The organism is Paenibacillus sp. NEAU-GSW1, assembly GCF_009737085.1.
GTDB lineage: Bacteria > Bacillota > Bacilli > Paenibacillales > Paenibacillaceae > Pristimantibacillus.
On the sequence record NZ_WOVL01000013.1, the window covers coordinates 97,188 to 119,381 of the forward strand.

At 49.1% G+C, this 22,194-nt stretch carries 15 protein-coding genes; 12 read left to right on the forward strand and 3 right to left on the reverse strand.

Features of this window, described 5'->3' with window-relative positions; all coding sequences use genetic code 11:
* The first annotated feature begins 114 nt into the window (after nucleotides 1–114).
* The gene (locus tag GOM71_RS12250) at nucleotides 115–918 is read left to right on the forward strand and encodes an ABC transporter ATP-binding protein (protein WP_156281434.1); all 804 of its coding nucleotides are present in this window, start codon (nucleotides 115–117) and stop codon (nucleotides 916–918) included.
* A complete protein-coding gene (locus GOM71_RS12255; RefSeq protein ID WP_156281436.1) occupies nucleotides 903–3,212 on the forward strand; it encodes an alpha/beta hydrolase in 2,310 nt (769 codons plus the stop codon). Before GOM71_RS12250 ends, GOM71_RS12255 begins: the two co-directional genes overlap by 16 nt.
* Before the next feature lie 83 nt (nucleotides 3,213–3,295).
* On the opposite strand, the gene GOM71_RS12260 is transcribed toward GOM71_RS12255, so the two are convergent.
* Nucleotides 3,296–3,988, reverse strand: a complete 693-nt coding sequence (locus GOM71_RS12260; protein WP_156281438.1) for a queuosine precursor transporter — start codon at nucleotides 3,986–3,988, stop codon at nucleotides 3,296–3,298.
* A gap of 201 nt (nucleotides 3,989–4,189) precedes the next feature.
* Here GOM71_RS12260 and helD point away from each other — a divergent pair, with 201 nt between their 5' ends.
* Nucleotides 4,190–6,538: an RNA polymerase recycling motor HelD gene (gene helD / locus GOM71_RS12265; protein WP_156281440.1), complete on the forward strand. Its 2,349-nt coding sequence runs from the start codon at nucleotides 4,190–4,192 to the stop codon at nucleotides 6,536–6,538.
* Nucleotides 6,539–6,574: 36 nt separating this feature from the next.
* Here helD and GOM71_RS12270 read toward each other — a convergent pair whose 3' ends face one another.
* Nucleotides 6,575–7,474: a PAS domain S-box protein gene (locus tag GOM71_RS12270; RefSeq protein ID WP_173275543.1), complete on the reverse strand. Its 900-nt coding sequence runs from the start codon at nucleotides 7,472–7,474 to the stop codon at nucleotides 6,575–6,577.
* A 324-nt stretch (nucleotides 7,475–7,798) separates the two neighbouring features.
* On the opposite strand from GOM71_RS12270, the gene GOM71_RS12275 reads away from it, so the two are divergent.
* The 7 genes from GOM71_RS12275 (at nucleotide 7,799) to GOM71_RS24100 (ending at nucleotide 19,662) form a co-directional block, all read left to right on the forward strand.
* Nucleotides 7,799–8,038, forward strand: coding sequence for a hypothetical protein (locus GOM71_RS12275; RefSeq protein WP_156281445.1), 240 nt, complete (start codon nucleotides 7,799–7,801; stop codon nucleotides 8,036–8,038).
* 130 nt (nucleotides 8,039–8,168) lie between these two features.
* On the forward strand, nucleotides 8,169–10,079 hold the full coding sequence (gene glgB, locus GOM71_RS12280) for a 1,4-alpha-glucan branching protein GlgB (protein WP_156281447.1): 1,911 nt from the start codon (nucleotides 8,169–8,171) through the stop codon (nucleotides 10,077–10,079).
* Between the two features lie 15 nt (nucleotides 10,080–10,094).
* Nucleotides 10,095–11,261, forward strand: coding sequence for a glucose-1-phosphate adenylyltransferase (locus GOM71_RS12285; protein ID WP_156281449.1), 1,167 nt, complete (start codon nucleotides 10,095–10,097; stop codon nucleotides 11,259–11,261).
* Complete coding sequence (gene glgD / locus GOM71_RS12290; protein WP_156281451.1) at nucleotides 11,258–12,370, forward strand: glucose-1-phosphate adenylyltransferase subunit GlgD; 1,113 nt, start codon at nucleotides 11,258–11,260, stop codon at nucleotides 12,368–12,370. Before GOM71_RS12285 ends, glgD begins: the two co-directional genes overlap by 4 nt.
* 98 nt (nucleotides 12,371–12,468) lie before the next feature.
* Entirely contained in the window at nucleotides 12,469–13,932 is a 1,464-nt protein-coding gene (gene glgA, locus GOM71_RS12295; protein WP_156281453.1) for a glycogen synthase GlgA, read from the forward strand.
* Nucleotides 13,914–15,896: a glycoside hydrolase family 15 protein gene (locus GOM71_RS12300; RefSeq protein WP_156281455.1), complete on the forward strand. Its 1,983-nt coding sequence runs from the start codon at nucleotides 13,914–13,916 to the stop codon at nucleotides 15,894–15,896. The genes glgA and GOM71_RS12300 overlap by 19 nt, the downstream gene beginning before the upstream one ends.
* A 142-nt stretch (nucleotides 15,897–16,038) precedes the next feature.
* Entirely contained in the window at nucleotides 16,039–19,662 is a 3,624-nt protein-coding gene (locus GOM71_RS24100; protein ID WP_216651749.1) for an NHL domain-containing protein, read from the forward strand.
* Nucleotides 19,663–19,722: 60 nt separating this feature from the next.
* Here the strand turns inward: GOM71_RS24100 and GOM71_RS24435 are convergent, their stop codons facing one another.
* Complete coding sequence (locus GOM71_RS24435) at nucleotides 19,723–19,851, reverse strand: DUF5680 domain-containing protein (protein WP_253944816.1); 129 nt, start codon at nucleotides 19,849–19,851, stop codon at nucleotides 19,723–19,725.
* A 473-nt stretch (nucleotides 19,852–20,324) separates the two neighbouring features.
* On the opposite strand from GOM71_RS24435, the gene GOM71_RS12320 reads away from it, so the two are divergent.
* On the forward strand, nucleotides 20,325–21,278 hold the full coding sequence (locus tag GOM71_RS12320) for an ABC transporter permease (protein WP_156281457.1): 954 nt from the start codon (nucleotides 20,325–20,327) through the stop codon (nucleotides 21,276–21,278).
* Nucleotides 21,279–21,293: 15 nt separating this feature from the next.
* On the forward strand, nucleotides 21,294–22,193 hold the full coding sequence (locus GOM71_RS12325; protein WP_156281459.1) for a carbohydrate ABC transporter permease: 900 nt from the start codon (nucleotides 21,294–21,296) through the stop codon (nucleotides 22,191–22,193).
* The last annotated feature ends 1 nt before the right edge of the window (nucleotide 22,194 follow it).

The window sequence follows — 22,194 nt, forward strand, 5'->3', positions numbered from 1 at the left end:
ATGATTCAAAACGGATTTCCCCTCGAACGCCAAGTGATTCCCTTGCTTACATTAAAATTGAATTGAACCCCTGTCCGATATTCTCTATAATTTTTAATATGGGAGGGTACGGACATGATCATTGACATAAAACAAGCTAATTGGGAACGAAGCGATACGTCCATATTAAGCGACATTAATTGGCAAGTTCATGAAGGCGAGCATTGGTGCTTGCTAGGTTTGAACGGGTCGGGGAAAACGACGCTGTTAAATATGATTAACGGATATATATGGCCGACAGCCGGTCAAATCTCTGTACTAGACAAAAAGTTTGGCGAATACGATTTGCGCGAGCTGCGCAAGAGCATCGGTTGGGTAAGCACTTCGCTGCAGCAAAAGCTGTATGCCAGCGAAACGGCGCTTCGCATTGTGCTTAGCGGGAAATTCGCCACAATTGGACTGTATGATCGCACAGATGAAAATGACGAGGCGCATGCGCTGTCGTTAATGGAAAACCTCGGCTGTGCCTCGCTTGCGAAACGCATTTACGATACGTTGTCGCAAGGGCAAAGACAGCGCATCTTAATTGCGCGAGCTTTAATGGCCGAGCCGAAGCTGCTTATTCTTGACGAGCCATGCACCGGTCTGGACCTGTTCGCAAGAGAGCAATTGCTCGGAATGATTAACCGCGTCGTTGCGAGGCAGCATGCGCCGACTGTTATCTACGTTACCCATCATGTTGAAGAAATATTGCCTTGTTTCAACAAAACGTTGCTGTTGAAAGACGGACAAGTGTTTGATTCTGGCCGTACGGAAGAAGTGCTGACGTCAGAGAGAATGTCGGCCTTCTTCGATGTGCCGGTAGAGGTCGAAATACGAAACAACCGCAATTGGCTGTTTGTAAAGCAAATGACGGAGCAGCTATGGACATCCAGCTAACCGCCGGGCTAACCAAAGCGAAGAAGCAGCGCTTAGGTGCGTGGATCAAAGGGCGCGTTGCCGCCCGGCTTGAGCATGACAGCTTCATTTGGCGCAGCGGCGCAGTCGGATTGCTCACCATCAGCACGTTTCTTGCGATTGCCATTGCATTCGGCATGCCGACCGGATTTGGCGCAGCCCTCGACACAATCTCATTTGCGCTGGCGAATGGAACAGCCGTTATTATCGCCTCCCAATTGATCGCACTGCTGCTGTCGATGGCGTATGCTCCTGTACCGCGGCAATTCATCGGATTTTTCGCCTACACGTCTATGTTGGCTGCAATTTTGATGTATCAGATTGATTTTACGATTATGGATTCGATATTGTTCGCTTTCGTTATAGCGATCGTTGGAACAGCTATCGGCATTGCTGCAGGTTTAATATGGCGATATAAATGGAAGGCTTTGCTCCAACTGAGTGCTGCTGCTGCAGCCTCCGCTTTAATTGCAGGCGCGATAGCAGTGCCATACGGTAACTTGCAGCTGCCGGTTGTGCCCGCTTTTAATGATAGGGGAGACGCCGATAGGGCTGCGGATGGCGCGGATGGCGCGGACGATGCCGATTCGATTGCCGTCAACGCTATTCAAGCGGACGATCCTTCGCTTCAAGGCAATTATTCCTATCGCGAATTTACGTATGGAAGCGGAAAGGATCGCCATCGAAGCTCCTTTGGGGACGAGGCGGAGCTGCTTTCGACATCGGTTGACGCATCCGCTTATATTACGAAATGGAGCTGGCTGAAGCAGTTGTATTGGGGCTTTGACGAACATAACCTGCCGCTGAACGGTACTGTCTGGATGCCGGAAGGCGAAGGTCCGTTTCCGCTATTGCTGATGGTGCATGGCAACCATTTGATGGAGGATTTCTCGGACGGCGGTTACCGTTATTTAGGGGAGCTTATGGCTAGCCGGGGCATTATCGCTGTATCGGTCGATGAGAACTTCTTGAATTACTCGGCGTGGTCGGGTATTCCAAATCATGATTTTGAAGCGCGGACCTGGGTGCTGCTCAAACATTTACAGCAAATCCAAAGCTATAGCGCGATGTCGGACAACCCGTTTTCGAATCGCGTCGATTTTGACCGTGTCTCGCTGCTTGGCCATTCAAGAGGCGGGCAAGCTGTAGCAATGGCGGCAAACGCCGACCGCTGGTTTGCGGCCGATCGGACGCTGGAGAGCATCGATAAGATGCAAATCAAATCGGTAATCGCTCTTGCGCCGACCGATAAAGCGATCGACAGCAAGTCGGCTGCGCTGCGCAATGTCAATTATTTGACGCTCCAAGGCGCTCGAGACGGGGATGTCAACAGCTTCTACGGCGATCGGCAATATTTGAGGACAAGCTTTACTCCCGACTCGGGCTACTTTAAAGCCTCATTGTATATTGAGGAAGCGAACCATAGCAGGTTCAATTCCGATTGGGGTACGATGGATGAGAGCATGCCCGGAGGGCTGCTGCTGGAGCAGGACGGAATGCTGGACGACGATGAACAGCAGCAGATTGCTGCCGTCTATGTCTCCGCTTTTTTAGAATCAACATTGAAAGACAATGCATACCTTCCATTGTTCCAGGATTATCGAACCGGTTCTTCCTGGCTTCCTGGCGATACCCGTTATGTGAGCCGCTACGAGGATTCGACTTTTGCCGCTGCAGCGAGGTTTGACGAGGATTCGAATAAAACGACGATGTTAGATGACGGGGAACTGGAAATGAACGGTTTGAGCGGATGGACCGAAACGGATGTGCTAGACCGCGACGGTAAACGAAAAGGAACGAAAGGCGTTGCGCTTGAATGGGACGATGCCGATGGCGGATCGTTTGCCTTAAAGCTGTCCGACGATTTCAGCGACAAAATTGAACAGCAGAAAAAGCGAATTTTTAGTTTCTCAATGGCTAATATAGGGCTCGATGATGACGAGGTTGAAATTTCAACTTCTCCGGTGGAAATCGCGATTGAACTTGTAACGAAAGACGGCGATTCGATTGAGCTGCCGTTGAATCGATTTATGAAAGTGGAAGAGCCGTTCGAGACTGAATTTCTGACGATTCCTTGGCTGAAAGATCGCATTAAGGATGGCAAGTATAAAGAGGACTCGGAAATGGCTTTTCAAACCTTCCGGCTGCCGCTGACGGAATTTATGGAGGAGGCTGGCGCAGCCGTTGGCGAGCTGAAGATCGGAGAAATAAACTTTCATATAAAAGGCGGTCCCGGCAAGCTCATGCTTGACGACATCGGATTTTCAGCGGAATAAAGAAATGGCGGTTCAGGACGAGTTCCTGAACCGCCTTCCTTTTTTGTTTAGTTAGTAACAAACGAAGTAAGCGAATGAACCCATTATTCCTCTTTGAAAGAGAAGCTTCTTGCCGCATACAGAAACGGAGTTGAACATACGGACACGATAAACTTGATCACGTACGTCGACAGAAAAACAGACAGCCAAACGTCAAATTCGTAGACGCCGGCAAACGCGATCGTACAGAAAATGAGCGTATCGACGAGCTGGCTGACGACGGTGCTGCCGTTGTTGCGTATCCATAACTGGCCTGGTGCAGGAAAGGCGCGCTTCAGCATCGAATAAATGCGGACATCGAGAAATTGGCTGACAAAATAGGCGCAGAGGCTGCCGAGCGCAATTTGCGGCAGCAGGCCGAAAATCGTTTGCATCGCCGCTTGCGATTGCTGCGCAAGCTCGTTGCCTGACGGTTCGAACAGAAGCGCCAGCTGCATGATGGCAGTGGATGCGAGCAGGGTGAAGAATCCGAACCAGACCGCTTTTCTGGCGGCTTTCTCGCCATACTTTTCATTCAGCAGATCGGAAGCCAGATAGATGGTTCCATACATCGTATTGCCAAGCGTAATGACGATGCCGAAGGGCATATCGATCGTCTTGACGACCTGAATGTTGGCAAGTACTGTGGCCATTCCGATCCAAGCGTATACGCCGATGCGTCCGAATAGGCGGTACGCCAACAGAAACAGCGAAAAATGAACGAGCATAAAGAGCCCGCCTAACAACAAATTGTACATACTAAAAAAGCCTCCTAGTTTTGATAACGCGGGAGTTTGCGAACCGCGGCGTGCTGCTGTATGATTGAATTTCTGCCTTAGTCATTATAAGTGTTCATATGGACGCTAGCAATAGCGAGAACGCATCTCTTTCATTAGACATGCAAGCGATGCTACAATGGGTCATTACTTTTTGTTGGTGTAAAGGAGCGAGGGGAACCGATGGAAGACGAACAGATAAAGGATGAACAACAGCGCGTTGACCGCGTCGTTGAATGGGTAAGCAAACAGATTGACCGTTTGCAGGAGCAATCCGGTTCTGTGCGCAAAGATATCGTCGATATTAGACGAGATTTTTGGGACGATGTAACCGTAAACTTTGAGGATTCGTCGGAAGCGGCGGAGACGGCCGCGAGCTTGAAGCAGCAGGCAGAGGTATTGATCGAACGGGAGCATACGCACGGCCGCGCTGAACGTACGCTCAAGCTGCTGCGCAAGCTGGAGCAATCGCCCTATTTCGGAAGAATTGATTTCATTCCGTCTTCCGGCAGCGAGCTAGCGGGGGATGTTGAATCCATTTATTTGGGCGTTGGATCGCTTCTCGATGAGAACGGCTCGAATTACTTGGTTTATGACTGGCGGGCTCCAGTCTCAGGCTTATATTACGACTATTCGCCCGGTCCGGCCGAATACGTTACGCCTGAAGGCAAGATTGAAGGCGAAATGTCGTTGAAGCGGCAATTCGTTATTCGCCGCGGGAAAATATCGGCGATGTTTGATACCGGCGTAACGATCGGCGATGAGCTGCTCCAAGAGGTGCTTGGCAAACAATCGGACGCGCAAATGAAAAGCATCGTCGCGACTATTCAACGAGAGCAAAACCTAATTATCCGAAATGAACGGGCAAAGCTGCTTATCGTGCAAGGCGCGGCAGGAAGCGGGAAAACCTCGGCTGCCCTGCAGCGCGTCGCTTACTTGCTTTACCGCTATCGGGATACGCTTAGCGCCGACCAAATTTTGCTGTTCTCGCCAAACCCGATGTTCAACAGCTACGTGTCCACAGTATTGCCCGAGCTGGGAGAGCAAAATATGCAGCAATCGACCTACCAGCAATACGTCGAGTTTCGGCTGGGCCGTCAGTTCAAGCTGGAGGATCCGTTTGTGCAAATGGAGTATACACTTGGGGCAGTCGGCAATCCGCATTACGACGGACGCATCGCCTCGATTCGGTTTAAATCCACAGTCGCTTTCATGCGATTGATCGAGCGCTATGCGGCTTCCCTTGGCAATGGCGGGCTGCTCTTCAAAGCGATTAAGTTTCGCGGACGCACGCTCGTTTCGGCCGATGAAATGCAACGTCAGTATATGAGAATGAATGGTGCGCATTCAGTGCCAAACCGTTTGCGTTCGCTTGCTGAATGGCTGCTCAAGGAGCTGACCCGATTAAGCCGCGCAGAACGGCGTAAAAAATGGGTCGAGGACGAAATGGAGCTATTGGATAAGGAAGCGTACATTCATGTCTACAATGAGCTGATGCGCAAAAATAAATATTCGTCCGATTCATTTGATGATATGGACAAAGAGAAAGAAATGCTGGCGACTTTGATCGTCCAGGAGCGATTCAAACGATTGCGCAGCCGCGTAAAAAAATTAAACTTTTTCGATATGCCGAGGATGTATCGCGAGCTGTTTCAGGATCGGGAGAATGCGGAACAATTGTACGATGACACACTGCCTGCAGATTGGGATGAGATTTGTTCAATTACGCTCGACAAGCTGGATAACGGCGAGATGCCGTACGAGGATGCTACTCCATTCTTATATTTGAAAGAGCTGCTTGAAGGATTTCACACCAACACGTCGGTGCGCCATTTGTTTATAGACGAGGCGCAGGATTATTCGCCTTTTCAATTCCATTATTTAAAGCAATTGTTCCCTCGCGCCCGAATGACGGTGCTTGGCGACTTGAATCAATCGATATTTGCCCACGCTACGGCGCAAGACAGCTTCGAGCCGTTGTCGAAGTTGTTCAGCGAGGAGGAAACAGAGAAGATTGTACTGACGCGCAGCTATCGATCTACAAAGCAAATTGTCGAGTTTACCAGTCTTATGATTGAGGGCGGGGAGCGTATCATTCCATTTAATCGGAATGGAGAACGTCCGAAAATAACAGAAGCTTCGAATGAAGACGAACTATTTGGCCTTATCGCGGAACGAATAACGGCCTTTAAGCGAGAGGGTGCGCAATCGATTGCAATCATTTGCAAAACGGCGGAAGAAAGCCAGCGCGCATTCGAGACGATAGCAAAGCTTGAGCCGGAAATCCGGCTCATAGAAAAAGAAACCGTCACCTTTGAGCAAGGGACGGTTGTCATTCCTTCATATTTGGCTAAAGGCGTTGAATTTGACGCCGTAATTATATTCAATGCGTCCGGCGCAGTATATAGTCAGGAAAGCGAGAGAAGGCTGTTTTATACCGCGTGCACACGGGCGATGCATGATTTGCACATTTACCATATTGGCGAAATGACGATGTTTCTTGACCGCGCGTTGAGCAAGTTGACCGAATAGCGATGTTTGCTGGAGCGGGAAGGGCGCTTGCTGTGCTCAGCGTCCTTTCCGGACCTCCGGCCAAATCTCGGATACTTCTACTTTTAGTTCGGATGCGATCAATTCAGCCGTCAATCGTTGCGGCATGGCGATTTTGCCGTTTCTAAGCTTGGAAATGGTCTGCAAAGAAATATGAGTGGCTGCCGACAGCTGATTGGCGCTCATATCCCGTTTCGCCATCCATATTTTGAGCCGCATGGCAGAATCGATCGTGTCGTTGACCGGAAGCAGGTCCCATATAACGAAAGCATATTCTTTAATTTTACCGAACCCGTCAAAGATCGGCATAAACGTCAGCGTGACTTCCAGCTCGACTCCGCTTAGCTTGCTGGTCCTCACCTTAATGTCATTCATTTTTTTGAATTTTCCCGATGCTTCAAGCGCCTCGTTAATCCGCTTATATTCCGTTTCCGAAATAAACTGCAGGAAATTCTCATCCTCGAGTCTTTGATCCGGAACAAACAGCATCGGAGCGTAAAAATCTCTCAAAAACCGAATGTGAAAGGTAGAATCGACAATTCCGCTGATAAGCACCTTGTTCCGTTCATATTGTTCCTCAATCCACCGTTTGGCGCTTAGGTCCTCAATGAGCGCCAGCGCAAGCGTCCCTTCTTCTCCACAATCGCTTTGGATTGCTTTATGCTCGATTTGAATAGGCTTTCTGCGTTTCCGTTTTGTATGGAGGAAGGTTTCCCTTATATAATTTCGCGATGCCGAGTTTGCGGAATATTGCTCGATGATGCCGTTTACCGGACGGCCTCTTAAATGCTCGGTCGTGTAGCCAGTCAGTTGACTGAAAGCTTGATTGGCTTCCAAAATCGTTGCGGAATCTCTGATGACTCGAATGACGGCCATAGGCTGATCCAGCAGTGAGAAAATATGTTGATAAAGTGTCAAGTGCGCTGTCCCCCTATGCATACTTTATTACAAATGAAGTATAAGAGAAGTTGCGAGCTTACACAAGTTTCATCAAATTTTTAGCCGCTTTAACAGGAATTTCTAGTTATTTGTTTAATTAATTAAACTTAGGAGCATAAGAGGCATGATGGGGAAGGCTGAATAGCTGTTTTAGGCATAAAGCCGTATAGATTCCCATTCTGCACGCTTTATTTCCTAAGGATATCCTTATATCCTTATATTAAAATATAAGATGGTATAAGTCTCTTCTTATACTGCTTATATAACTAGGTTATTGCAGAAAGAGCAGGGGGGCAGTACATCATGGAATTATGCAGCGTAGATAATTGCAATAAACCGATTAAAGCAAAGCAGCTATGTTCGATGCATCACCAACGATTACTCAGGCACGGCGATCCGATGATCGTTAGACCTAGAAAGGAGCGGAAAATCGAAAATTGCAAGTGGGTTTGCTGCAAGAATACAGCTGAAACGAAGGGCTATTGCTCCAAGCACTATTACATTCAGCGAGTGATGGCGAAAAACAAAGGGATTATGACGTAAGATTATGTGACATGCTTTGAAAATTAGGTGTCATTTTTCAAAGATTGCTGTATACTATAGTCAATCGCATCATAGCAACGTCTGAACCAGCATCTGCGGAACCGAACACACTGCGGAGGTGAACGTCCTATTGATTGAAACGGCGATTTACGGTTTGTCTTTGAACGATTTATATTTGTTTAACGAGGGCAGCGCCTACCACAGCTATCGCTATATGGGCGCGCATCCGATGAAGCATGACGGCGTCCATGGCGTTCGTTTTGCAGTCTGGGCACCTAACGCGGCTATGGTCCGTGTAGTTGGAAGCTTCAATGACTGGAACGGCGCCGGCCATGCGATGGAATCGGTAGGCAGCACGGGCGTTTGGGCCGCTTTTATCCCCGGAATTGGCGAAGGCGATATCTACAAATACGAAATTATCGAGCGGTCCGGCAATCGGTTGTTGAAGGCTGATCCGTACGCCTTTCTGGCGGAACGACGGCCGCTGACAGCCTCAGTAATAACCGAATTGAACGGTTATCCATGGCGCGACGAGCGCTGGATCAAACACAAGAAAGTAAAACCCCCCTATACGAATCCGTTGCTCATTTATGAGGTGCACGCAGGCTCATGGAAAATAAAGGGCAAAGAGATTTTTCTCACCTATGACGAAATGTCGGCAGAGCTCGTTCCTTATGCGGCTGAAATGGGTTATACGCATATTGAAATGATGCCGCTCTCCGAACACCCCTTTGATAAGTCATGGGGTTATCAAATAACTGGTTTTTATGCGCCGACCAGCAGATACGGCCACCCGAAGCAGCTCATGCACTTTATTGACTGCTGTCACGAACGGGGAATTGGCGTCATCCTGGATTGGGTGCCCGGCCATTTCTGCCGCGATGATCACGGCTTGAGGCTGTTCGACGGGACGCCTATTTTTGAAGGGCCGGACGAGAAGCTTGCGGATAAACCGCTTTGGGGAACGCTCGCATTTGATTTCGCTAAGAACGAAGTGGTCAGCTTTCTCATTTCGAATGCCATCTACTGGATGGATATGTACCACTTTGACGGTTTGCGGGTAGATGCTGTGGCAAGCATGATTAATCTGCATATGGATAAACCCCGCGATAAATATACGTGGAACAAACTTGGCGGCATCGATAATTTGGATGCGCTGAAGTTTTTGAAACGATTGAACGAAACGATTTTTCACTATTACCCCGACACACTTATGCTGGCAGAAGATTCTTCCGCTTGGCCCGCAGTTACCTCTCCTACATACCTAGGCGGGCTAGGATTTAATTACAAATGGAATATGGGCTGGATGAATGACACGCTTCGCTATATGTCCTATGATCCGGCTGACCGCAAGCACTACCACCACCTACTAACGTTCTCGCTACTATACGCTTTCTCTGAAAATTATTTGCTCCCGCTTTCGCATGACGAAGTCGTTCACGGCAAACGATCGTTGCTGAACAAAATGCCTGGAAGCTATGAAGAAAAATTTGCCGGGCTTCGCCTATTCTATGGATTCTGGATGTCGCATCCAGGCAAAAAGCTGCTGTTTATGGGCAGCGAATGGGGACAATTCGACGAGTGGAAGGATACGGAGCAGCTCGATTGGATGCTGCTTGACTACGATCTCCACGGCAAAACACAGCATTTTGTCAAAACGTTGAATCATGTTTATTTAAACGAACCGTCTTTGTGGGAAAAAGACAGCGATCCTTCCGGATTTAGATGGATTGATGTTCATAATGCCGAGCAATCCGTCATATCTTTTATTCGCTGCGGAACGAAGGCGTTTACCGTATTTGTCGCTAATTTTTCACGAGAATCGTTCTCGAATTTTCGAATCGGCGTGCCTCAGCAGGGCGGTTATCGCTCGCTTATCAATAGCAATGACGCACGGTTCGGAGGCTATGGCAACAACCAGGATTCGCTATGCATCGTAAGCGAGAATGTAGCTTGGCACGGCTTCAACCAAAGCATATCATTGCATCTTCCCCCTCTTTCCTTCCAATTGCTGACCTATATAACGGGGGAAACACATTAAGAAGGAGTTGGTTCCATGGGCCGTAAAGAAATGATTGCCATGCTATTAGCAGGAGGAGAAGGCAAAAGACTTGGGGTGTTGACGAAGGATCTCGCCAAGCCCGCAGTATATTTCGGCGGAAAGTATCGCATTATTGATTTCACACTGAGCAATTGCGCGCATTCCGGCATTGATACGGTCGGCGTTTTGACGCAATATCAGCCGCTCGAGCTGAATCGATATCTAGGCATCGGCACGCCTTGGGGACTGGACCGCAAGGACGGCGGGATGGCTATATTGCCCCCTTATGTGAAACAAAAGGGCGGCGTTTGGTATACCGGAACTGCCAATGCCATCTATCAAAATATGGCGTTCATCGAAAGGTATAACCCGAACTATGTGCTCGTTATTTCGGGCGACCATATTTATAAAATGGACTATGATCTGATGCTGCAGCATCATAAGCGCAGCGGCGCGGATTTGACTATAGCAGGTATTGAAGTGGACTGGAAAGAAGCGAGCCGATTCGGCGTCATGCATGTAGATGACGAGGATCGCATTACGGCATTTGAAGAAAAACCGAAAACGCCGACGAGCAATATCGCTTCAATGGGCGTTTATATTTTCTCATGGCCGGTACTGCAAAAGTATTTGGTTTATGATGAAGCGAATCGCAGCTCCAATCATGATTTCGGCAAAGACGTTATTCCGGCGATGATGAGAGACGGCCTTCATCTAAACTGCTATTCGTTCCGCGGCTATTGGAAGGATGTCGGCACAATCGAAAGCTTATGGGAAGCGAACATGGATCTGCTTGCCGATGAGCCGTCGCTCGATTTATCCGACTCGAAGTGGCGCATTTACTCGGTTAGTCCGAATCGTCCGGCGCAATATATTGCTCCGGAAGCGGAGCTGAGTGCGTCGATGGTGACGGAGGGCTGCGTCGTTGAAGGCAGCATTAACCGTTCTGTACTGTTCTATGGCGTTCATTCCGGCAAAAACAGTGAAATCAGCGAATCTGTCGTTATGCCGAACGTTAGAATCGGCAAGGGATCTCGGATTTACCGGGCTATTATCGGCGAAGGCGCGGTCATCGAGGACGGCGTCACCATCGGCAATCCGGATGATGATGCGATAACGGTTGTCGCGGTGGGGGAGTTTGTCGGGAATGACCATATGCTGCTGGAGGTGGAGCCATCATGAAGGATCGTGTAATGGGCGTTATAAACTTGATTCACGAAACGGACGAATTAGAAAAGCTAACGCAAAATCGCTGCTTGGCGACGGTGCCTTTCGGCGCCCGTTATCGATTGATCGACTTCGCATTGTCTAGTCTTGTCAACTCCGGTATACATAAAGTGGCGGTATTCGCCCATACCAAATATCGGTCGCTTATGGATCATGTCGGATCGGGAAGCCACTGGGATTTGAACAATCGCCAAAGCGGTTTGTTCCTGCTGCCTCCGGCTACTGATGATATTCAAGAGATGAGCCGCGGCGATCTGTATCATTTCTATCAGCACCGGGACTATTTCAATCGTTCGACGCTGGAATATGTCGTCATCACACGCAGCCACATGGTATCCAACGTAGATTTCAGGCCGATTATCGCCTATCACGAGGAGCGTGAAGCGGACATCACCGTCATCTGCAAGGAGCAGGCGAACCAGCTGCTTGGCAAAGCCCGAAAGGTGAAGATGGATGATGACGGGCGGATTACGGCGATACAAGATCATTACGGCCGCATGCTCAGCAATTTGATTTCGATGGAAATGTACATTATGCGGAAGGATTTTCTGATGGAGCTCGTCGAGACTTCGCTGGCGCAAGGGCAGGATCATTTCGTCCGCCATGCAATCTTCTCTCGAATCGATAAGCTCCGCATTTACGGCTATAAGCACGAGGGCTACTTGAGCGTAGTAAATACAATTGAGAGCTACTTCGAGGCCAACATGAGCCTGCTTCAGCCGGAGGTATGGCGCGAGCTGTTCTTCCAGCCAGGCACTGTGTTTACGAAAGGCAAGGATGAGCCGCCTGCCCGTTACATCGGCAATGCGAAGGTTACGAATTCGCTTGTCGCTAACGGCTGCCGAATCGAGGGAACGGTGGAGAACAGCATCATTTTCCGCGGAGTCCATATTCGCAAAGGAGCGATCGTCCGAAACAGCATTATTATGCAGAACGGCGATATCGGAGAGAACAGCTTGATTCAGAACAGCATTCTCGATAAAGACGTAACGGTTAACAGCGAACGCGACATTCGCGGAACGACGGAAAGTCCTTTTTTGGCGGGAAAAAGAAAAATAATTTAATGGATTTGGAGTGACTTTGAGCTCCGCTCAAAGATCCTGATGTCGCAACGGAGTGACTTTGAGCTCCGCTCAAAGATCCTGATGTAAGGAGGGAACCGATGAATATACTGTTCGCGGCTTCGGAAGCGGTGCCGCTTGCCAAATCGGGAGGATTGGCTGATGTAGTCGGAGCGCTGCCTAAGGCGCTTCGTCAAAATCAAGCCGATACTCGCGTCATATTGCCGAAATACGAGGAAATTCCGTGGGAATATATCGTCCAATTCGAGAGAATTGCCGAGTTTAACGTTTCTTTCAGTTGGAGAAATCAATATTGCGGTCTTCTTCGGGCAGAGATAGACGGTATCGTCTATTATCTGCTCGACAATGAACATTATTTCAAGCGCAGAGGACTTTACGGGTACGGCGATGATGCGGAGCGGTTTGTGTTTTTCTGCTTTGCAGTTATGGAGGCTTCCCGATATATGGATTTCAGGCCTGACGTCGTTCATTGCCATGATTGGCAGACGGGCTTAATTCCGTTTTTATTGCGAACAAGATATGCGTACGATCCGGCGTGGGCCGGCGTACGCTCCGTTTTTACCATTCATAACTTAAAGTATCAAGGCTTGTTCGGCATCGATTTGCTCAAGGATTTGCTTGGCGCGGGAGACGAGCTGTTCGGACCTGACGGCCTTGAATTTCATGGAGCCGCGAGCTGCATGAAGGGCGGGCTCGTCTATGCGGACAAGCTGACAACGGTCAGCGAGACGTACGCGAAGGAAATCCAAGGATGGGAATACGGCGAGCTGCTCGACGAACTGCTGCGTTACCGTTCGGCGGACTTGAGCGGCATTGTAAACGGAATCGACGAGGAGTTGTTCGATCCGATGAACGATTCGGCTCTCCATACCCCATACCGAAATTCGCTAAGCCGCAAACGGAAGAACAAGATCGACTTGCAGCGCGAGATGAACCTGCCGCAATCCGAGGATGTGCCGCTGATTGGCGTCGTTACCCGTCTTGTCGAGCAGAAAGGCTTTGATCTTATCGCGGCTAAACTGGATCTTCTTATGCAAGAAGACGTTCAGCTTGTCGTGCTTGGCTCAGGGGAATATCGCTATGAGCAGCTGATGAATGAAATGGTATGCCGTTATCCGAATAAGGCCGCTGTATGGCTGGGATATAACGATCGTCTGGCACGGAGGATTTATGCGGGCTCCGATATGTATTTGATGCCGTCCCGATTCGAGCCGTGCGGTTTGAGCCAGTTGATTGCGCTTCGCTATCGTTCCGTTCCGATTGTTCGAGAAACTGGCGGGCTGAAGGATACCGTTCATTCGTACAATGAATATACTGGAGAAGGAAACGGTTTCAGCTTTACGTATTACAATGCGGAAGATTATTGGTACACCGTCAAGAGAGCGTTGTCCTTCTACCGGAATGAGGAGGCTTGGAAGCATATTGTCGCAAATGCAGCCAAAGAGGACTACAGCTGGAATCGTTCGGCCAAAGCATACAAGGTTCTTTATGAACAACTTCTAGCGGATCGAAAGGGGAAAGAGCTATGGCCCGTCACCTCGTAATCGGAAACGGCAAACTGCTGCTTAATTTGGACCAGCACTGTTTCGTTCGGGACATCTATTATCCTTACGTCGGACAACTGAACCATGTTGGCGGACATTACTGCCGATTCGGCATTTGGATCGGAGGGCAGTTTTCTTGGCTGAATGAGCCGGAATGGAGTTTTGAGCTTGATTATATTGAAGATTCGCTTGTAACGAACATTATTGCCCGCCATGAAGGATTGGATGTTGAGCTTCATATGAACGATGGCATTCACCAGCGGGAATGTATCTATATTAAGCGGGTTGTTGTCCGGAATCGGAGAGGCGAGCCCCGTGAGGCTCGGCTGTTTTTTCATCAGGATTTGATGATTGAAGGATCGGAAGTCGGCGATACGGCAGCCTATTATCCAGAGAACAACACGCTGTTTCACTATAAGCGTTCTAACTATTTTATGTTCAGCGGCTCTTCCGACGAAGGCGGCATCATGCAGTATTCCACGGGCATCAAACGGTTCCATTCCGCCGAAGGCACGTGGCGCGACGCCGAGGATGGCGTGCTGATGGGCAATACAATCGCCCAAGGCTCCGTAGACAGCACGATCAGCTTCCGATCGACCGTTCCAGCAAATGGAGAGAAAACGTTCTATTACTGGATGTCGATCGGCAAAAACCTGGAGGAAGTGAAGGGGCTAAACCAGTACGTACTGGATAATCATCCGGAAAAGCTGTTAAGCCGAATGGTTATTTATTGGAAGCACTGGCTGCGCCGCGCTGAAACTGAAATGGGTGATTTGCCTAAAGCGGTTGTTCGCAACTTCAAGCACAGCTTGCTGCTGGTACGGACGCAGGTAGATGAGAGAGGCGCGATTCTTGCAGCGAACGACACCGATATTTTGCAATACAATCGCGACCACTACAGCTATATGTGGCCGCGTGACGGCGCCCTCATTGCCGAAGCGATGTCGCTTGCCGGCTATCAGAGCGTAATTGCGCCATTTTTTACGTTTTGTGCGCAGGCGTTGTCTCCGGAAGGCTACCTGTACCATAAATATAATCCGGACGGAACGGTCGGTTCCAGCTGGCATCCGTATATCGTACAGGGCAGCAGACGCTTGCCGATCCAGGAGGACGAAACGGCGCTCGTCTTGTTTGCGCTCTGGCAGGACTATTCGCGCAATCAAGTTATAGAACTGCCGCAGTCGCTATACAGCAATTTGATCCGAAAGTCAGCTTCGTTCCTTAGCGAGTATATTGACCCCACGCTGTCGCTGCCTAAACCGAGCTACGATCTATGGGAGGAACGGTACGGCATTTGGACGTATACGGCCGCATCGGTTTATGCCGGCCTAATGGCCTCCGCATTTTTCACCGAGCTGTTCGGCGATTATGAACGGAGCGACCATTATAAGAATACCGCCAATATGATTAAGCAAGGGATATTGACGCATTTGTGGGACGAAGAGTCAGGTCGTTTCGCACGCGGTCTCATTCAGAAGGATAACCGCTGGGTGAAGGATATGACACTGGAGAGCAGCTTGTTCGGCATTTGGGAATTTGGCGTCTTATCCGTGCATGACGATAAGGTAATCCGGACTATGAATGCGATCAGGGAAGGACTGCAGGTTCGGACACATATCGGAGGCATAGCCCGTTATACGAATGACTACTATTTCCAGCAATCAGGCGAAATCGATAAAGTGCCTGGCAATCCGTGGATTATATGCACGCTTTGGATTGCCAACTTTGACATCGAATCCGCGCTGACGCTCGCCGATCTTGAAGGGCCGAAGCGGACGCTGCAATGGGTGGTTGACCATGCGCTGCAAAGCGGCCTGCTGCCGGAGCAGTTAAATCCGCATGACGGCTCGCCGTTATCGGTCGCGCCGCTCACATGGTCGCACGCGACGTTCGTTCAGAGCGTGAGCAAATATGCGGCGAAGTACAAAGAGCTTCAAGAGGAAGCAAGCAATAGAGCGGAATAGTTACATTGAATTGCAGCTGAGGCTGTCCTTCCGGTCAAGTACCGGATGGACGGTCTCTTCTTTTGTGAGAATTTTGAGAGAACCCCGAGGTAGAATAGGCCTTGCGTGTATGAGGAACTACATACCTTGAGGAGGAACTGGAATGACCGTTTATACTAGGATGCGAATAAAGGCAAAAAAGCTGACAACGTCTGTGCTCTGTTTCTTGATGGTCGCGGTATTGCTTCCCGATCTATCCGGGGATCAAGCATACGCCGCTAGCAGCACATTGATCCATACTGTGGCTGGCACAGGTTCAGCGGGCTACTCGGGGGACGCTGGGGCAGCAACGCTGGCCCAAATCAATACTCCTAAGGGAGTTGCTGTCGACAGCAGCGGAAATCTTTATATAGCGGACAGTTCAAACCATCGGATTCGAAAGGTGGATTCATTCGGGAATATCAGCACGGTGGCGGGAACGGGTGAAGCCGGCTATTCGGGTGACGGAGGGGCTGCAACGTCGGCCAAATTGAGTTATCCGAGTGGAGTTGCTGTCGACAGCAGCGGGAATTTATATATTACGGACACAGGCAACTCTCGGATTCGAATGGTAGATACAGCCGGGAATATTAGCAAGGTAGCGGGTACAGGAGGTTTTGGCTATTCGGGAGACGGAGGATTGGCAACATCAGCCACGTTAGGCAACGTGCAAGGAATCGCTGTCGACAGCAGCGGAAATGTGTTTTTTTCGGATGTCGCTTACCCCAGGATTCGGAAGATAGATACTTCCGGAAATATCAGCACGGTGGCAGGTACAGGAACCACAGACTATTCTGGTGACGGAGGACTGGCGACATCAGCCCATTTGAATCATCCGTATGGAGTAGCTGTGGACAATAGCGGAAATTTATATATCGCGGATTATGGCAATAACCGGATTCGGAAAGTAGATACAGCCGGTAACATCAGCACGGTGGCAGGAACAGGTGTTGCGAATATTTCGGGAGACGGAGGGTTGGCGACATCGGCCGCAGTTATACAACCGCTTGGAGTTGCAGTAGATAACAGCGGAAATGTATATATTTCGACTTATCAGCAGATTCGGAAAATAGATGCTGATGGGATTATCAGTACAGCAGCGGGCAGCGGTGCGCCTGGCTACTCGGGTGATGGAGTCGAGCCAACGTCGGCCAGTTTGTATTATCCGTATGGAGTTGCCGTGGACAGCAACGGCGATATGTATATTCCAGACACGAACAATTCGCGGATACGAAAAGTTGGACCAGCTTCCAGCAATGCATATTTGAGCAGCCTGACCTTGTCGGACGGGGTACTTAGCCCTGCGTTTGCGTCTGGAGTGACAGAATATACAGCAGTTGCAGATGACGATACATTCACAGTAACGCCGATTGCCAGCGATAACTATGCGACTGTAACTGTGAACGAAACACCTGTAACTAGAGGCGAAACGTCAGAAGATATCGGTTTTAGCGGCGGAAGCAGCACGGTGACAATTAAGGTGACGGCGCAGGACGGAACGACGTCGGAGACATATACCGTAATTGTAACGCGCGAGGAATATACGGTGACGTATATCGGCAATGGCAGTACCGGAGGAAGCGTTCCGACTGACAGCAACTCCTATTTGGGAGGAACGGCAGTTACCGTTCAGAATAATACAGGCAGCTTGACGAAGGAGGGCTATACGTTCTCAGGTTGGAATACGCAAGCAGACGGCAAGGGGACGTCATATGCCGAGGGTGATAATTTCAGCATGGGAACCGGCAATGTGAGGTTGTATGCACAGTGGAACTGGCTTGCGCACTCGGCTCCGTTTACGCTTTCTGCGGAAGGCGGAAATGAACACATTGATTTGGACTGGAGTGCTGTTGCGGGGGCGACAAGCTATGACATTTATCAAAGTACGGAAAGCGGCGTCTACGGCAGCATTCTAGACTATACGGTGACAGGCGAAACATTCGACTATAGTGTTGCGGATTTGGAGAACGGCACGACGTACTACTTCGTGGTGAAAGCAATTGATGTCTTTGGGGATGTCGTGTCTTCCACAGAGGCAAGCGCTACACCGCAATCGGGCGTTTTGCCGGTACTTAACACAGTGCATATTGCAAGCAGCAACACAAAACCGACGGTTGCAAGGACTGGGGATACGGTGACGCTGACCTTTACGGCGAATAAGGAGCTCAAGGGTCTGCCGGCTGCGACGATTGCGGGACAAGCGGCAAACGTGATATCGCTAGGTGAGAACAGCTACTCGGCAGACTACACCTTTACTGGCGAAGAAGTTGAAGGTAAGGTTGCCTTCACTATCGATTTCAGCGATATGGAAAACTATATTGGCGCACAAGTAACCGCAACGACAGACGGAAGCAGCGTGAGTTATAAAAAGAAGAGCATGCCATCTGATTCAAGCACCGGCTCTTCACAGACCCAGATCATTACGGTGAATGTGGAGCAAGGCGGCAATGCCGGAGCGGTCGTAGCAACCGCTGAGATAGTCCGCACGACGGATGTGAATGGGCGGGTTGAAGATGCAGTGACATTCGGTTCTGAGCAGGCGGAGCGGACGATTCAGCAGCTTGCGGCTGCTGGATCCAATCGGGCAACCATTGTTATTCCGGATCCGAAAGACGAAGTGTCGGAGCTAAATGTTATCATTCCGAAAGCTTCGGCGCGGTTGCTTGCAGAAGGCGGCGTAAGCCTGGAAATTAATACAGCGAATGCAAAAATTATTATTCCGAACGATTCGCTGCAAGGATTGACGGAAGATATCTATTTCCGCGTCGTGCCGGTTAAAGAGAAGTCGAAACAGGAAGAAATCGAATTGCGCGCACAGACGGAGCAAGTCGTTCGGGAAGCGTTTGATGACAATGCTGAACATATCAACATTATCGGTCGGCCGATGACGATTGAGACGAATATGCAAAGTCGTCAGGTCACGTTAGTGCTGCCGCTCGAAGAACGTTCCTATAGCGAAGCGGAGCTTTTGGATATGGGCGTATACATCGAGCACAGCGATGGGGAGATCGAGCTGGCCAAAGGCGAAGTTGTTGCATATGACCGTTCCGGAAAGCTAAGCATTCAGTTTACGATCAACAAGTTCAGCACGTTTACAATTGTGCACATGGAAGGCTGGTCACAGCTGCTTAACGGAGAGAGCGATCTGCATGAAGCATACATCCATGGCTATCCGGATGGCAGCTTCGGACCTGAACGCAGCATTACTCGCGCGGAAATGGCGGCGATGCTCGTACGCGTTATTGGCAAAGGCGGCAGAGCGGACGGCATTGCCTATTTAGACGTAGCTCAAACGCATTGGGCGAAAAATGAGATTGGCGAAGCGACAATGCTCGGACTGATGACAGGTTATCCGGACGGCAGCTTTAAGCCGGATCAACAGATTAGCCGCGCAGAGATGGCGGCAATAATTGCACGGATTACGAATGCGAGCGACAGCGTAACGGACGGCAGTTTCATGGATATAAGCGGACATTGGGCGCAGGGGGCAATAGTTGAAGCACAGTCGGCGGGAATAATGAGCGGATATTCGGACGGTACCTTCCGGCCGGATCAGCCGCTGACCCGAGCAGAGGCGGTTGTCACCATCAACCGTCTGCTTGACCGAGGTCCGTTGTCTGGAGCACCGTCCAAATGGAGCGATGTTTCGGAGCAGCACTGGGCGTATGCGCATATACAGGAAGCTTCGATTAGTCACAATTTCGAAGCCCTAATAGGCGGAGGAGAGAAATACGCAGCGGCTCCGTAATAAGCTGTCAATAATGGCGTCACAGGGATTATCCTGTGGCGCCATTATTATTGAGTGTATTTATCTCACGATCCCGCCATTGTAATGCAATTCATATACCTTTTGGCCTTCAAGAGAAATAATTTCTTTCCCATAAAAGCATTCAAGAGCTCCTTCGTGTTCGTTATCGAAAACAAAAGTAATCGCCATTGCGGTATTCCAGCTGTTTCGAACCGTTTAATAATGGCTGTACCGATGCATCGTCACCCTGGGATGCGTAAGTTTTTCTCTTTGCCTCTACTAGAAAGTTTGTGAGCTGATCATAGCGATTAAGCAAATAACCCCCTCCGTTGTTCATTTAAACCTTATTCATTAATCTAACTCCCACTAAAATCGAACATATGTTCCAAGAGGTGAAGTCGGTTTTTCAATTATCGATAAACAGCAGGTTGGCGACTATTGTTCACTAGTTAAATGAGACTTTTGTTTTCAAGTATGAAAACGGTTTCCTGGAGGGGTGAATTTTGTTCGATAGATGTAAACGGTTTCCGCAACGATGGAGACGGCTATCCCTCTCGTATTACCAAAGAAAGCGTTTACTATATAATCCATAGAAAGCTAGACGTAAACGTTTGCAAAGGTCAGAGCTTAGCAAGCAAAACTTATTTACTCGGGGGGATATCATGAAAACGGTCCATCATACGCAAGGATCGCTGGCAAGACAAAGAGGCAGCCTCATCCCGGATCGCTATCGGTTGTTTTTGTTCGCGCTTCCATTTTTGATTCTGATTTTGGTGTTTAGTTATTTTCCGCTTTATGGATGGGTTTACTCGTTCTACAATTACCGCCCGGGCTTCTCGCTTGGCGAGACAGAGTTTGTAGGCCTCCAATGGTTCAAATCGATTATCTCAAGCCCAACGCAAACACAAGAAGTGCTTCGCGTTATGAGGAATACGTTTGCGATGAGCGCTCTGGGCATTATCACTTCAATTTTTCCTGTTATATTTGCCGTCTTGCTGACGGAGATCAAATCGGTCTGGTACAAAAAGCTGGTGCAAGTGCTGACGACGCTTCCGAACTTCATTAGCTGGGTGCTTGTCTATTCGATCGCATTCATGATGTTTAATACCGACAGCGGTATTATCAATAAATTGATGATTAATCTTGGCTTACAAGATGCACCGATCAATTACCTGGCATCAGACAATCATACTTGGCTTTCGATGACGCTATGGGGCATTTGGAAGGGGCTAGGCTGGGGCGCAATTTTGTATATGGCAGCGATTTCTTCTATTGATCAAGAATTGTATGACGCAGCAAAGGTTGACGGTGCAGGACGCTTCCGGATGATCTGGCATATTACCGTTCCAGGCATTATGCCAACGTTCTTTGTCTTACTGCTCTTGTCCATCGCTAACTTTATCAATAACGGTTTGGAACAGTTTTTCGTCTTCCAGAATCCGATCAATAAAGACCATATCGAAGTGCTTGATTTGTATGTGTACAATACCGGCTTGCTTGGCTTTAACTTCTCGTTCGCGACAGCCATCAGCATGTTGAAATCACTTGTTAGTATTATGCTTCTGTTCTTCGCCAATTCGATGTCCAAACTCGTCCGCGGCGAATCGATTATTTGATAAAGGAGGATATCCATGCGCTTGAAACGATCACTTGGCGATTGGCTGTTTCATTCGGTTAACTATACGGTCTTCGGTTTATTTACGCTCTTGTGCGTATTCCCGTTCTACTATTTGTTCATTAACACGATCAGCAGCAACGATCTCAGTTCCAGAGGGCTTGTCACGTTCTATCCGAAGGTCATTCATTTTACGAACTATATGGAAGTGCTCAAGCTGAAAGGACTTGCTGACGCAGCGCTCGTTTCCGTCGGCAGAACAGTTATCGGCACACTGCTCACTGTACTCGCATCGGCGTTTCTCGGCTATCTATTTACGAAAAACAAAATGTGGGGACGCAAATACTGGTATCGATTTACGATCATTACGATGTACTTCAACGCAGGCATCATTCCTTGGTACATCATTATGATGAATTTGAACATGACGAACAATTACCTCGCTTACATTTTGCCTGCGATTGTATCGCCATTCAATATTATTCTGGTCAAAACATTTATCGAGTCCATCCCCGAGGTGCTTCAGGAATCGGCGGAAATTGACGGTGCAGGGTACTTAACGATTTTCTCGAAAATCATACTTCCGCTAACGATGCCGATTTTGGCGACGATCGCGATATTCTCAGCTGTATCGCAATGGAACTCGTTCACGGATACGCTCTTCCTGATGACCGAAAACAAATACTATACGCTGCAATTCGTGCTGTACAAATATTTGAACGAATCGACGTCGCTGGCGGCCATTATCCGCAACTCGCAAGGGGCGCTGAGCGGTCTTGATTTAACGAATAAGCAGACGCCTACATCTATTCGTTCTACCGTTTCGATGATCGTCGTGCTGCCAATTCTGTTCGTTTATCCGTTCTTCCAGCGTTACTTTGTAAAAGGCATGATGATCGGCGCAGTAAAAGGCTAAT